General features: G+C 51.1%; 14 protein-coding genes. 10 read left to right on the forward strand and 4 right to left on the reverse strand.

Annotation, left to right across the window (positions count from 1 at the left end; genetic code table 11):
- The first annotated feature begins 67 nt into the window (after positions 1–67).
- The 7 genes from pyrC to PW844_RS01180 all read left to right on the forward strand — a co-directional run bounded on the left by pyrC (position 68) and on the right by PW844_RS01180 (position 5,051).
- Entirely contained in the window at positions 68–1,114 is a 1,047-nt protein-coding gene (gene pyrC, locus PW844_RS01150) for a dihydroorotase (RefSeq protein ID WP_299445795.1), read from the forward strand.
- A gap of 68 nt (positions 1,115–1,182) precedes the next feature.
- On the forward strand, positions 1,183–1,428 hold the full coding sequence (dinI, locus tag PW844_RS01155) for a DNA damage-inducible protein I (protein ID WP_084873857.1): 246 nt from the start codon (positions 1,183–1,185) through the stop codon (positions 1,426–1,428).
- Positions 1,429–1,573: 145 nt separating this feature from the next.
- Positions 1,574–1,843, forward strand: coding sequence for a hypothetical protein (locus PW844_RS01160; protein WP_299445800.1), 270 nt, complete (start codon positions 1,574–1,576; stop codon positions 1,841–1,843).
- 287 nt (positions 1,844–2,130) lie between these two features.
- The gene (gene bssS, locus PW844_RS01165) at positions 2,131–2,385 is read left to right on the forward strand and encodes a biofilm formation regulator BssS (protein WP_084873855.1); all 255 of its coding nucleotides are present in this window, start codon (positions 2,131–2,133) and stop codon (positions 2,383–2,385) included.
- Between the two features lie 105 nt (positions 2,386–2,490).
- Positions 2,491–3,606, forward strand: coding sequence for an N-methyl-L-tryptophan oxidase (gene solA, locus PW844_RS01170; RefSeq protein WP_299445805.1), 1,116 nt, complete (start codon positions 2,491–2,493; stop codon positions 3,604–3,606).
- Between the two features lie 295 nt (positions 3,607–3,901).
- On the forward strand, positions 3,902–4,474 hold the full coding sequence (locus PW844_RS01175; RefSeq protein ID WP_299445808.1) for a cytochrome b: 573 nt from the start codon (positions 3,902–3,904) through the stop codon (positions 4,472–4,474).
- Between the two features lies 1 nt (position 4,475).
- On the forward strand, positions 4,476–5,051 hold the full coding sequence (locus PW844_RS01180) for a YceI family protein (protein WP_299445811.1): 576 nt from the start codon (positions 4,476–4,478) through the stop codon (positions 5,049–5,051).
- A 39-nt stretch (positions 5,052–5,090) separates the two neighbouring features.
- On the opposite strand, the gene PW844_RS01185 is transcribed toward PW844_RS01180, so the two are convergent.
- Complete coding sequence (locus tag PW844_RS01185; protein WP_299445813.1) at positions 5,091–6,146, reverse strand: rhodanese-related sulfurtransferase; 1,056 nt, start codon at positions 6,144–6,146, stop codon at positions 5,091–5,093.
- A 267-nt stretch (positions 6,147–6,413) separates the two neighbouring features.
- Between PW844_RS01185 and PW844_RS01190 the strand changes: the two genes are divergently transcribed.
- The 3 genes from PW844_RS01190 to PW844_RS01200 all read left to right on the forward strand — a co-directional run bounded on the left by PW844_RS01190 (position 6,414) and on the right by PW844_RS01200 (position 8,674).
- Positions 6,414–7,337 (forward strand): Kdo(2)-lipid IV(A) acyltransferase, encoded by a 924-nt coding sequence (locus PW844_RS01190; RefSeq protein WP_299445816.1) that lies wholly within the window; start codon positions 6,414–6,416, stop codon positions 7,335–7,337.
- 558 nt (positions 7,338–7,895) lie between these two features.
- Positions 7,896–8,162 carry a hypothetical protein gene (locus tag PW844_RS01195; RefSeq protein ID WP_021186040.1) on the forward strand — a complete coding sequence of 89 codons (267 nt, stop codon included), beginning with the start codon at positions 7,896–7,898 and terminating at the stop codon, positions 8,160–8,162.
- Between the two features lie 113 nt (positions 8,163–8,275).
- Entirely contained in the window at positions 8,276–8,674 is a 399-nt protein-coding gene (locus tag PW844_RS01200) for a MysB family protein (protein WP_299445825.1), read from the forward strand.
- 3 nt (positions 8,675–8,677) lie between these two features.
- Here the strand turns inward: PW844_RS01200 and PW844_RS01205 are convergent, their stop codons facing one another.
- The 3 genes from PW844_RS01205 to PW844_RS01215 form a co-directional block, all read right to left on the reverse strand.
- The gene (locus tag PW844_RS01205; RefSeq protein WP_013508619.1) at positions 8,678–8,917 is read right to left on the reverse strand and encodes a YceK/YidQ family lipoprotein; all 240 of its coding nucleotides are present in this window, start codon (positions 8,915–8,917) and stop codon (positions 8,678–8,680) included.
- A gap of 189 nt (positions 8,918–9,106) precedes the next feature.
- Positions 9,107–11,659 (reverse strand): glucans biosynthesis glucosyltransferase MdoH, encoded by a 2,553-nt coding sequence (gene mdoH, locus PW844_RS01210; RefSeq protein ID WP_299445831.1) that lies wholly within the window; start codon positions 11,657–11,659, stop codon positions 9,107–9,109.
- Positions 11,652–13,187 carry a glucan biosynthesis protein G gene (locus PW844_RS01215; protein ID WP_208617309.1) on the reverse strand — a complete coding sequence of 512 codons (1,536 nt, stop codon included), beginning with the start codon at positions 13,185–13,187 and terminating at the stop codon, positions 11,652–11,654. Before PW844_RS01215 ends, mdoH begins: the two co-directional genes overlap by 8 nt.
- Between the last annotated feature and the right edge of the window lie 176 nt (positions 13,188–13,363).

Raw genomic sequence — 13,363 nt, forward strand, 5'->3', positions numbered from 1 at the left:
CAAATCCTTATGCTTACTCCCCGGCCTAAACGTGCCTTTCGTTTTCTACTCAGCCGGAGCCTTTTGAATGACAGCCCAACCCCAGCAAATCACGATTCGCCGCCCTGACGATTGGCATATTCATCTGCGCGATGGCGCGATGCTACAAGCCGTGTTGCCTTATACCAGTGCGGTAAATAGTCGTGCCATTGTCATGCCAAACCTGGTTCCGCCGGTGACCAGCGTCGATGCTGCCGTGGCCTATCGCGATCGTATCCTTGCTGCCTTACCCGCCGGGCATGCCTTTACACCGCTGATGACCTGCTATCTTACCGACTCTCTCGATCCGGATGAGATCGAACAGGGCTTCCGTGCTGGCGTCTTCACCGCCGCAAAACTTTATCCCGCCCACGCAACCACCAACTCCAGCCATGGCGTAACCAATATTGCCTCTATCGCTCGCGTGCTAGAGCGGATGCAGCAGATCGGTATGCCGATGCTGGTACACGGTGAAGTGACGGATGCGCACATCGATATTTTTGACCGTGAAGCGCGTTTTATTGAAACGGTACTGGAACCGCTGCGCCAGCAGTTCCCGGGCCTGAAAGTGGTGATGGAACACATCACCACCAAAGAAGCAGCGGAATATCTGGCGGCGGGCAATGAACTGCTCGGCGCCACCATTACGCCACAGCATCTGATGTTTAACCGCAACCATATGCTGGTCGGTGGCGTACGTCCGCATCTGTATTGCCTGCCAATCCTGAAACGTAATATCCACCAGGAAGCGTTACGTAAACTGGTCGCCAGCGGCAATCGTCGTGTATTCCTCGGCACCGATACCGCTCCACACCTGCGTCATCTGAAAGAGGCCAGCTGTGGTTGTGCCGGTGTATTTAATGCCCCGACCTCTCTGCCCGCTTACGCCACCGTGTTTGAGGAACTGGATGCGCTGCAACATTTCGAAGCGTTCTGTTCCGAGAATGGCCCGAACTTCTATGGCCTGCCGCTGAATGAAGGGACACTGACGCTGGTGCGTGAACCCTGGACGGTCGAACAAAGTGTGAATGTCGCTGACGATAAGCTGGTGCCTTTCCTGGCCGGTGAGACTCTGAACTGGCGCGTAACCGCCTGATGTGATGATGCTTGCCTTCGGAATAAATATACTGTACAAATAGCCAGTATATTATTCCGGAGGTGTTTATGCGTGTTGAAATTACCGTAGCAAAAACTCAACCCCTTCCTGCTGGCGCCCTGGATGCGCTGAGCGCCGAACTGACCCGCCGTATCAGCCGGGATTTTCCCGACGACGAACATCATGTCAAAATCCGTTACGCCAGCGGCAATCAGCTCAGCGTATTTGGCGGCTGCAAAGAAAATCGCGAACGTATCAGTGATATTTTGCAGGAAACCTGGGAAAGCGCTGACGACTGGTTTATTACCGATTAACCGCCACTGCGCAGTTTTGCCGGGTTTCGCCACCCGGCTTTTTTGTTTTTATTTCTCCCTCGCCAGACAAAGTCGCTGCATCTAAAATCATCATTAACGCCCCTCTATTCTTGCACGCGCCAGGCTAACAGGAGATGTTTTACCCATGACTCACGATAAACCGGAAGAGGCAATGACATTTGGCGAATTGCTGGCGTTAATTGCTGAGCAGCAACGCCGCTTAACTGTGCTGGAAAATGCCTTTGCCAACCTGACGTTCTGTCTTGATGAACGTGCCAGCCAGTTACTGGTACACAATCTTTTACTTGAAGCGCAAAACCAGAACCACGACACGCAGTTACAGCAGCAATTTGCCCATCTGGCCGAAGAAATTAAGAAATGCAGCGGTGAAAAACCGGATGATTTACAGGGTTAAAATCAGCGCTTAATCGGTTCCAGAGTTCTCCTAAAGTCAGGTAACTTTGCTGCCGATAACCTGATTAGTGCGACTTTACATTCGCAGCTTCAAATGCCCGCCCACGCGGGCGATTTATTATTTTTTAAAAGCGTATTTTAAAAGCATTTATTTTTGCGCAGATTTTGAGCACCACATTTTTTAACTATTGTACCGTTCGTTTCATGTTATAATTATCTCGCTAGTGCAAGAACAGCCGCATTGAACCTCAAGAAGCACTTCGTTTAACGAGTAAAAAGGAGGTTATAATGGACAGAAATAAAGACGTCATCCAGACTCATCCATTAGTCGGATGGGACATTAGCACTGTAGACAGTTATGACGCCATGATGATCCGCCTGCACTCGCTATCATCGCAGGATCAGAAAGAAGAAGACGCAGATGTTGGTCCTACCTACTGGCTAACCACCGATGTGGCGAGACAGTTTATCTCCATACTCGAAGCTGGCATTGCAAAGATAGAGTCCACAGAGCAATACCAACGCGATAACCAAAAGCATTAATTTCTTCAATCGCGTGAAAGGGCACCCCAAAGGGTGCCTTTTTCATGGGCGCTATCTTTTGCTATGCTGCTGAAAAAATTCACCGTTTTTCAGGAGTGATGTCGTATGGTTTATGATCTGATTGTGGTTGGCAGTGGTTCCGTTGGCGCGGCTGCCGGGTTCTATGCAACCCAGGCGGGCTTATCGGTATTAATGATCGATAGCGCTCACCCACCGCATACTCAGGGCACCCATCACGGTGAAACACGTTTGATCCGTCACGCCTATGGTGAAGGTGAACGCTATGTCCCGCTGGTGCTACGTGCCCAGGCATTATGGGACGAACTGGAACGCCAGAGTGGTGAACGCATCATGCACCGCAGTGGCATTCTCAATCTTGCTCCAATCTCGTCCACCTTTATTCAGAATGTCATCGACAGCGCACGCGCCTGGAAGCTGGATGTGCAAATCCTGCAGGCAGATGAGGTGCGCAAACGCTGGCCTCAGTTCACCGTGCCAGAGGGTTATATTGGCGTATTTGAACCCCATTCCGGTTTTCTTAAATGTGAACAGGCGGTACGTAGCTGGGTACAGCTGGCAGAACAGGCAGGTTGCGCCCAGCTGTTTAACTGTCCGGTGACACAAATCGGCCGGGATGGCGACCTGCAACAGGTCACCACCAGCGAGGGAGAGTTTCGTGCACGCAAACTGCTGATCAGCGCCGGTACCTGGGTCAGCCATCTGGTGGCGGATTTACCCGTTACGCCCGTGCGCAAAGTGTTTGCCTGGTATCAGGCTGACGGTCGTTACAGTGAGAACAACCAATTTCCTGGCTTTACTGTAGAGATGAATGACGGCAGCCATTTCTACGGTTTCCCGGCAGACAATAACGCACTCAAGGTAGGACGTCATGATGGTGGTCAAATCATGCAGACGCCTGCCGATCGTAAACCTTTTGGTAGCGTCGCCGCCGATGGCAGTGAAGCTTTCAGCTTTTTACGTCATTTCCTGCCGGGTATCGGCGTCTGTTTACATGGCGAAGCCTGTAGCTACGACAATACACCTGACGAAGACTTCATCATTGATACCCTGCCTGATGAACCCAACCGTTTAATCATTACTGGTTTAAGCGGACACGGTTTTAAATTTGCCAGCGTGTTAGGTGAACTGGCCAGTGAATTTGCCCAGGACAAACCCTTTTCCTTTGATATTACCCCCTTCTCTCTGGCGCGTTTTTCCTGACTGAGCGAGGCCGCCGCAGCCACTGTGGCGGCCTGACTGACATCCGCAGACATAAGCTGACAAAAGTTTAATCTTCGCACCGAATAAAAGCGCAAAAGGTGTAGTAATTCAAGCTGACTCTTTCACCTGTCCGCTTCACCATGAAGTTATTCAATATTTCTGAGTGGCAGAGATTAATAACGCCATAATTCCCGAACAGTTATTTCTTTGTTTATAGAAAAGTAAGTCTGATTGATCTTCTATTTCAAAATATGGATTCTCATTGCTACTTATTTCTGATTTAGGATTTCAGAAGATGTGGCGTAATTCTCCACAGCGGTTTGGTGCCGTCTCCATCTTATTACACTGGCTAATGGCTCTGGCCATCTATGGCATGTTCGCGCTCGGATTATGGATGGTCGGGCTGGGTTACTACGACGGCTGGTATCATACCGCCCCCGAAATTCATAAAAGCATTGGCATCCTGTTGTTCAGCGCGTTGTTGATCCGTCTGGCCTGGCGCTTTCTGTCACCGCCTCCTGCCCCGCTGGACAGTTACTCCATCCCGGTGCGTCTCTCTGCCATAGCTGCGCATTGGCTGTTATATACCCTGCTACTGGTCATTATGCTAAGCGGTTATCTGATTTCCACTGCGGATGGCAAGCCGATTTCTTTATTTGGCTGGTTTGAAGTGCCCGCGTTACTGGCAGGGGCGGCTGAACAGGCTGACATCGCCGGTGATGTCCACCTCTGGCTAGCCTGGGCGGTGGTGACGCTCTCGGTGTTACACGGACTGGCTGCTCTCAAACATCATTTTATCGATCGTGATATCACGCTGAAACGGATGCTGGGTTACCGCATCCCGTTAACCTCTGAAAAGGAAAAGTAACATGCTTAAAAAAACACTGCTGGCGCTCACAGGTGCTGGTTTATTGGTTGCCAGCCTGTCGGCCAATGCCGCCGAGTACAAATTTGATAAGCAGGGTCAGCACGCGTTTGTGCAGTTCCGTATTCAGCATCTCGGTTACAGCTGGTTGTACGGCAGTTTTAAAGATTTCGATGGCAGCTTTACCTTTGATGAAGGTAATCCGGCGGCTGATAAGGTCAATGTCACCATCAATACCAACAGCCTCGATACCAACCATGCCGAACGAGATAAACATCTGCGCAGCGCTGATTTTCTCAATACTGGCAAGTTTCCACAGGCCACCTTTGCTTCCACTGCCGTCAGTAAAGAGGGCAAAGCGTACAAAATTACCGGCGATCTGACACTCAATGGGGTGACGAAACCGATCACCCTAGATGCCCGCTTAATCGGTGAAGGTAAAGATCCCTGGGGCGGTTATCGTGCCGGATTTGAAGCCAGCGGGGAGATTGTGTTGAAAGAATTCAATATCAATAAAGATTTAGGATCCGCTTCGCAAAAAGCAGAATTGATTATTTCTGTTGAGGGTGTACGCCAGTAGCACACAGGCAGCCTGCGCACAGGGCAGGCTGCCACTGGATTATTTCTTCTCTGGCTGCGGAATCGCCATGGTCATATTCAGCAAACCGCGCGATTTGTTGAAGACCTTGTTACCATTTTCGCGACCAGCGCGGCGAGCACGTTGTTCCTCAGGCGACAATTTTGACTCTTCCATGCAGACCGGGCTGCAGCAATTGTGGAATTTTTCGGCACAGCTCGGACACTGAATAAACAGCAGATGGCAGCCGTCATTGATGCAGTTGGTATGGGTATCGCAAGGCACACCACACTGGTGGCAGTTAGATAACACATCATCAGAGATACGCTCGCCCATACGCTCATCAAAAACAAAGTTTTTGCCTTTGAAACGTACCGGTAAGCCTTGCTCGCGTGCACGGCGGGTGTATTCAATGATGCCGCCTTCAATGTGATAAACATCATCGAAGCCGTTGTGCTTCATCCATGCACTGGCTTTTTCACAGCGAATGCCACCGGTGCAGTACATGACGATCTTTTTGTCTTTCTGATCTTGCAGCATATCAACCGCCATCGGCAGCTGGTCGCGGAAGGTATCCGCAGGCACTTCCAGCGCATTATCAAAATGCCCCACTTCAAATTCATAGTGGTTACGCATATCGACAAATACCGCGTCCGGATCGTCCAGCATGGCGTTAACATCGGCAGCTTTCAGATAGTTACCCACCGCGCTGGCATCAAAGCTGGTATCGTCAATACCATCCGCCACAATGCGATCACGCACTTTCAGGCGCAATACCCAGAAAGATTTACCATCATCATCCAGCGCAATATTCATCCGCAGGTTATTCAGCGCCGGATCGAAACCATACAGAAACGCTTTCATGCTTTCATACTGGCTGGCGGGTACGCTGATTTGCGCGTTAATGCCTTCCTGAGCGACGTAAACGCGGCCAAACACCTTGAGTTTGGTTAACCCAATATATAAAGCATCACGGAACGCTTTAGGATCGGCAATCTGGAAGTATTTATAAAAAGAGACCGTAGTGCGCGGCTCGGTTTCAGCCAACATGCGCGCCTTCAGCTCTTTATTGGAAACAAGGTTATGTAACACTGGCATGGTGTTCGTTCCTGTTATCAATCGGGAAAAATGAGCGGGCACATGATACCTGAATTCATCACAATGCAAAGCCTTTGCTGCGAATATCCACTGAGAGTGACCAGAGGCGCAAAACTGCGCAGTAATTATATTTTAATGCGCTTGCCAGATTTCTCTTATCCCCTGGAGGTCTATGCTTGATTTCAGTCAGAGAGAAAAAATGGCACAATAGCGGCAAATAACAGGAACCGGTACCTCTGGTACAAGACGCAGGATACTGACATTTCAATGACTCAACTTCCCCAATTTTCCCGTGAACTCCTTCATCCGCGCTACTGGCTCACCTGGTTGGGCATCGGCCTTCTCTATTTACTGGTGCTGCTGCCCTACCCGGTTTTGTACGTTATCGGTTGTGGTTTAGGTCGTATTGCTATGCGTTTTCTGAAACGTCGCGTCAAAATTGCACAGCGTAATCTGGAGCTTTGCTTTCCCGATATGCCGGTAAGTGAGCGTGATGCCATGGTGAAACACAATTTCGAATCCGTTGGCATGGGGCTGATTGAGACCGGCATCGCCTGGTTCTGGCCAGACTGGCGCATTCGCAAATGGGTGAGCAGCAGCGGGCTGGAGCATATTGACTCCTCGCTGGCTGCCGGACGTGGCATTCTTTTGATCGGTATGCATTTTCTGACCCTGGAACTTGGCGCGCGCGTCTTCGGTATGCACAACCCAGGGATTGGCGTGTACCGACCGAATGACAACAAATTGCTCGACTGGCTGCAAACCTGGGGTCGGATGCGCTCCAATAAAAGCATGCTGGACCGCAAAGACCTGAAAGGCATGATCCGTGCGATGAAAAACAACGACATCATCTGGTATGCACCGGACCACGATTACGGCCCACGCAGTAGTGTTTTCGCCCCCTTTTTCGCCGTTAAGGATGCGGCCACTACCACGGGTACGCATATGTTGATCCGCCTCGGGAATCCCAGCGTAGTGCCATTTTTGGTGCAGCGCCTGCCAAACCGCCGTGGTTACGAGATGAAGATCATGCCGGATATTCGCGACAAATTCTCTCTGGAGAACGAACTCGACACCGCAATTTGTATGAACAAGGTAGTTGAGGAGAGCGTGTTACTGGCCCCGGAACAATACATGTGGCTGCATCGTCGTTTCAAAACGCGCCCGGAAGGTGAACCTTCACGCTATTAATGTGAAGCGGGACACACTGCGTGTCCCGCCTCGCTTATAATCAAATTTGCCTTAATTCATGATATTATCCGCCAATATCCGGCGAAAACTGTACCAATCTTAATTAAAGCCCACGCATATTCTTAGGCCATTTCAATCTGGAGTCAGCGCTGACTAAAACAAGTGAATGATGATATTGGGTGAAGCCTGTGGGCTATTAATAAACGCACTTGCTTCCATCTTATTGATTTTACCCCCAACATCTAAAGAAAATCTTATCGATTGCATTATAGAACCACGGATCTGATTTTTTCTGATTCCAGGCATATTCCTATTTAATATTGTTGAATTCTTTGAGTTCGCTAATCAATACAGAAAAATTAACTTAATTTACAAGGCATTATCTTACCACTTTCCTTACTTATTACCTTTCTAAAAAATATACGCTATCCTTATATCTTTCTGGAATTTGTCCGCAAAATCGATTCCAGTTAGTTTCATTTATGAGAGTTAGTTCATTAACTACTCAAGAAAAATAAAAAGATTACACACAGCAAATATACTGCAGGAACCCATAATATGAATAAAGGCATCTACTATTATGTGACGGTCAGTACCGATCAGGATAATTATCACCTGTTACACCGCAAAGAGTGTAAACGTCTGCCGGAAAAGGAGGATATGGTTTTTATCGGTACACTCTATAATTTAAATCAGGCTTTATCGATTGCGCGTATTAATTTTAAAAAGGTGAAACCCTGTATTAAGTGCTGTATTCGTTACTCTGCTCCTGTTATTCGTGAATCTGTACGCCCTGTGCTGCATTTTCCACAGAAGATGCACTGACCCGTCCGGGCGGATGTTTCACCTCATCCGCCTGGACGTTATTCCTCCCTTCCCCGTCAGTTTTTCGTCTATCCTTCTCTGAAATCCCTTTTCAACAGGCAAGGAGAATCGCGATGAGCATGTTTACCACCTTAGAAGAAGCCATCGAAGCAGCACGTGAGGAGTTTCTCGCCAGCCAGCCGGGGCTGGATGCGGGAGATGCGCTCGTCAGCCAGTTTGCCCTGCAAAAATATGTGATGCAGGATGGCGACATCATGTGGCAGGCCGAATTTTTTGCCGATGAAGATGAGCAAGGTGAATGCCTGCCAATCCGCAGTGGCGAAGCGGCTCAGGCGATTTTTGACGGCGATTTCGAAGAAATCGAGTTACGCCAGGAGTGGCAGTCAGAAAATACCCTGCACGAATGGGATGAAGGAGAATTTCAGCTCGATCCGCCGGAGGATACCGAAGAAGGGGAAGCCGCAGCGGCTGAGTGGGATGACGACAACAGTGACTCTGACCGCTGGGCGTAGACCTTACTCGTAGGGACCGTGATGGGCATCCACGGGTAAGAGTAGCGTGTCCATCACTAATGACAGCGGCAAGTCGAGGATGGTCAGCATGCGCCATGCACCATCACGCACATCCCACTGCACACCCGGGTAGTATTGATTACCGTGTCCCTGACCGGGCACGGTACGACTGATGATGCTGCCACACCCACTTAGCAAAATGATGGCGGCACCGACGACAGTTAATTTAAGGAAACGATTCACAACAATTACTCACAATGGACTGGCGTTATTTTAACCGTCAGCGCAGGTGAATAACTACACCTGATAGCGTAAAGATTGCGTTAGTCGGAACAGTCTTGCCTGTTAATCGCACTGCAACGATAAAAAAAGCCGCTATCGCGACACGATAGCGGCTTTTATCTTGCGGGCTTAATCAGCCAGCATCACGCTTCATCCATGCTGTTGTAGTGCCAATGGGTTTAACTTCAGCTTCTGATAGCTTTCCACCCACTGATGATATTTCTCAGCACTTTCCCACAAGCGCGTATGGACACGCGCCAGCACCACCGGATCGCTAATCAGCTGCAGGCGCTGTTCGCGATTCAGTTTTTCTGGTGTATCACTTAACGCCTGATCAACACGGCGATCGCGTGCGTGATCCAGCAAGGTGCTGTGTAAATGGCGAGAGGTCGCCATAGCCGTCGCCAGCGCGTTAAATGCCGGGTTAAACAACGCGTGCATAAAGCCGTTTTTCAGCGCACGTTCACGATTCAGTTGCAGATAGTTATCGGTGTCCACCAGCTCTTTTGGCGGATCATACTCTTCCGGGATCAAGAACAACTTCGCACGTTTGCTCTTCAGACCGATGGTCGCGCGGCTCGACATCACAGACACGAACGGCGACAGAATCAGCGAGAAGACAATCGGCGACAGCCACCACAAGAAGTTCAGATCCAGCAGGCCCATGCCCGCTGCCCAGACAATACCCAGCAGCATCTGCGAACCGTGACGGCGGAAGGCTTCGCTCCACGGCGTAGCATCATCGTCGCGCTGCGGAGAGTTCCACACCACTTCCCAGCCAAGGAACGCACTGACCACAAACACGGTATGGAACAGCATACGTACCGGTGCCAGCAATACCGAGAATAGCATCTCCAGCAATAGCGAGAAAAACAACCGCACTGCCCCGCCATACGGTTTTGCGCCTTTGAACCAAATCAGCACCACGCTGAGCAGTTTTGGCAGGAACAGCAGAACCAGGGTGGTGGAGAACAGCGCAATCGCCAGGTCCGGACGCCACTGCGGCCACACCGGGAACAACTGCCGCGGTTGCAGGAAGTAGGTCGGTTCCATCAGCGTATGCACCACCTGCAAAGCGGTGGAGAGCGCCAGGAACATAAACCACAACGGAGCCGAGAGATATGACATTACACCGGTCAGGAACACCGCGCGATGCACCGGGTGCATCCCTTTCACCAGGAACAGGCGGAAATTCATCAGGTTACCGTGACACCAGCGACGGTCACGCTTCAGCTCATCCAGCAGGTTCGGCGGCAACTCCTCGTAGGACCCCGGCAGATCGTAGGCAATCCATACGCCCCAACCGGCACGACGCATCAGCGCCGCTTCAACGAAGTCATGCGACAGAATTGAACCGGCAAAGGAACCCTCGCCCGGCAGCGGTGCCAGCGCACAGTGCTCAATAAAGGGTTTCACACGAATGATGGCGTTATGGCCCCAGTAGTGCGATTCCCCCAATTGCCAGAAGTGCAGACCCGCAGTAAACAACGGGCCGTAGACGCGGGTAGCGAACTGCTGACAGCGCGCATACAGCGTGTCCATACCAGACGCTTTCGGTGATGACTGGATAATACCGGCCTTCGGATTCGCTTCCATCATGCGCACCAGACCGGTGAGACATTCCCCGCTCATCACGCTGTCAGCGTCCAGCACCACCATATAGCTGTAGTTGCTTCCCCAGCGGCGACAGAAGTCATCAATGTTGCCGCTCTTGCGTTTCACACGACGACGACGGCGGCGATAGAAAATCTTGCCCGCGCCCCCGACATCACGTACCAGCTCCATCCAGGCTTTCTGTTCCGCAATGGCGATATCGGCATCGTAGCTATCGCTGAGGATGTAAACGTCAAAATGTTCCGCATTGCCGGTGCGCTTGACCGATTCCCAGGTCGCACGCAGGCCTGCGAAGACACGTTCCACGTCTTCATTACAGATCGGCATGATCAGCGCCGTGCGATGCTCCGGGTTCAGCGGTTCATCGCCTGACGTTGAGTAAGAGATGCTGTACTTATCACGGCCAATCAGTAACTGCAGGAAGCCCATCAACGCGGTCCAGAAACCGGCGGAGACCCAGCAGAACAGTATGGCGAACAGGAACAGAATGCCGGTCTGCAAAATGTACGGCAGAATCAATTCCACCGATTGCAGCCAGTTTTGGTTGAACAGCTCCATGGGATCGAGCAGTGTCCAGCCCTGATACGGCAAAATGGTTTTCATGTACCAGGTGGCGATCACGGTCTGCAGCAGCGTCAGAATCAGCAGGACGTAACGACGCATCGAACCCACGTGACGCCACTTCTCTTCCACTTTCTGCTCTTCGTCCGTGGTGGCGCGTGGCGCAGACTTACGCCCGCGCATCGAATCCCAGGCACGGGCTATCGGGTTGGTACGCCAGGCTTCCGGGAACATCAGCGAACGCTTAACCTTCGGCATCGCCTTCAGTATGGTGCGATCGAGATAATCCTTGCCCAGTTGCTGGCCGTCAGCCAGTGAATCTGGCCAGGCCATCTGCACACGGGACGACACCGATTTTAACGGTGCGTCATCCGGGCGCTCACTGGCGGCAACATCATGCCCCAGTGACGTATGAATAGCGTGGAACGCCTGGGCATTTTGTAGCGATGCACTCAGGCGGGCACGACCTGCCGCATCGAGCGGCAGGGCTTCCACGTAAGATTGAGGTGTAAAAGTCGAGTTATTCATTGGCAGGTAACTGATAGCTCCAGGTTTCCGTCAATGTCTTGTCACCGCTAACCAGCGCCGCACGCATTTCCGTCGGCTGCTTGTTATCTTTCACACGCAGGCGCAGTACCAGACGCCAGCCTTTGGTCACCGGGTTGTAACGTACGCTCTGTTCAACCACTTCGGCGTTATTACCAACGCTGACCTGCGGGGCAACCTGAGTGTTTTCCGGCAGTTTACTCATCGCTCTGCCGACAAAATCGACGGTAAAGGCGATGCTGCCATCCGGCTGTCGTACAAGGTTTGACTGTTTCACATCACCCGCAGAACGCAGGGTATCTTTCACCCAGGCAACATCGTCGGAATGCAGCAGGTTTTCGTCACGGGTAAAGTGCAGACGATACTGGAAACTCATCTCTTTGCCCGGTTCTGCCAGTTTTTCTGGCGTCCAGAAAGCCACGATATTGTCGTTGGTTTCATCGGCGGTGGGGATCTCCACCAGCTCGACATGGCCTTTGCCCCAGTCACCTAACGGCTCTACCCAGCCGCTCGGGCGCAGGTCATAGCGATCGTCAAGATCCTGATAATGGCTGAAATCGCGGCCACGCTGCAGCAAACCAAAACCTTTCGGGTTTTCGATGGTGAAAGTACTCACTGCCAGATGTTTCGGGTTATTCAGCGGACGCCAAATCCACTCGCCGTTACCGGCATGGATGGAAAGCCCATTAGAATCATGCAACTCCTGACGGAAATTGCTCACCGGCGACGGCTGATTTGCGCCAAACAGGAACATACTGGTCAGTGGCGCAATACCCAGCTTGCCGACGTTGTCACGCAGATAAATTTTTGACTGCACATCAACGGTCGACTCTTTACCCGGACGCACCACGAAACGATACGCACCTGAAGCGCGAGGCGAATCCAGCAATGCGTAGATCACCAGCTGCTTGTCCTGCGGTTTTGGCCGCTCGATCCAGAATTCTTTAAAGCGCGGGAACTCTTCGCCCGATGGCAGCGCAGTATCGATTGCCAGGCCACGCGCCGACAGGCCATACACCTGGCCCGCCCCGATCACGCGGAAGTAGCTGGCACCGAGGAAGCTGGTAATCTCGTCGTTTTTACCCTTTTCGTTCAGCGGATAAAGCACTTTAAATCCGGCAAAACCAAGGTTTTTCACCGCGTCAGCGTCATGCTTGACGTTGCCGAAGTTGAAATAGTCCGGGTTGTACTTGATTTCACGTACCGTATTGGCTGTTACTTCGTTGATTTTCACCGGCGTATCGAAATACATACCCTGGTGATAGAACTCCAGTTTAAACGGCGTACGCAATTTGCCCCAGTAAGCTTTATCGTGGTTAAACTGGATCTGCTGATAATCAGCATATTTCATTTCACGAAACTGAGAGGGTAAGTTGCTCTTAGGCGCTTCAAAGCTTTTCCCTGCCAGGGCCTGAGCCTGTTTTGCTACATCATCAAGGTTGAACGCCCAGCTATTATTTGCGTACAACGCCAGCAGAACTGCTGCACCAACCCAGCGCATCTTCATCAGTCCGGCTTTATTTTTCACTATATTCAGCACATCCCCCCCTTTCGTGTGCTTAGATCAAACCCGCATATCTTAAAGGATTATTCGTTTTTCCGACAGCGTATGTAAACGAATGTTCCCTCTATTTGTAAGTGGAAAATGCGCTTTTCGGATTATTAAACGATACAGAATCTACTGAT

This window comes from Pantoea sp. (genome assembly GCF_028283705.1).
Classification (GTDB): Bacteria; Pseudomonadota; Gammaproteobacteria; order Enterobacterales; family Enterobacteriaceae; genus Pantoea.

Excerpts from the sequence above, each read along its gene's own strand:
- pyrC (WP_299445795.1), top strand. The coding sequence starts at position 68 with ATGACAGCCCAACCCCAGCAAATCACGATTCGCCGCCCTGACGATTGG.
- dinI (WP_084873857.1), top strand. The coding sequence starts at position 1,183 with ATGCGTGTTGAAATTACCGTAGCAAAAACTCAACCCCTTCCTGCTGGC.
- PW844_RS01160 (WP_299445800.1), top strand. The coding sequence starts at position 1,574 with ATGACTCACGATAAACCGGAAGAGGCAATGACATTTGGCGAATTGCTG.
- bssS (WP_084873855.1), top strand. The coding sequence starts at position 2,131 with ATGGACAGAAATAAAGACGTCATCCAGACTCATCCATTAGTCGGATGG.
- solA (WP_299445805.1), top strand. The coding sequence starts at position 2,491 with ATGGTTTATGATCTGATTGTGGTTGGCAGTGGTTCCGTTGGCGCGGCT.
- PW844_RS01175 (WP_299445808.1), top strand. The coding sequence starts at position 3,902 with ATGTGGCGTAATTCTCCACAGCGGTTTGGTGCCGTCTCCATCTTATTA.
- PW844_RS01180 (WP_299445811.1), top strand. The coding sequence starts at position 4,476 with ATGCTTAAAAAAACACTGCTGGCGCTCACAGGTGCTGGTTTATTGGTT.
- PW844_RS01185 (WP_299445813.1), bottom strand. The coding sequence starts at position 6,146 with ATGCCAGTGTTACATAACCTTGTTTCCAATAAAGAGCTGAAGGCGCGC.
- PW844_RS01190 (WP_299445816.1), top strand. The coding sequence starts at position 6,414 with ATGACTCAACTTCCCCAATTTTCCCGTGAACTCCTTCATCCGCGCTAC.
- PW844_RS01195 (WP_021186040.1), top strand. The coding sequence starts at position 7,896 with ATGAATAAAGGCATCTACTATTATGTGACGGTCAGTACCGATCAGGAT.
- PW844_RS01200 (WP_299445825.1), top strand. The coding sequence starts at position 8,276 with ATGAGCATGTTTACCACCTTAGAAGAAGCCATCGAAGCAGCACGTGAG.
- mdoH (WP_299445831.1), bottom strand. The coding sequence starts at position 11,659 with ATGAATAACTCGACTTTTACACCTCAATCTTACGTGGAAGCCCTGCCG.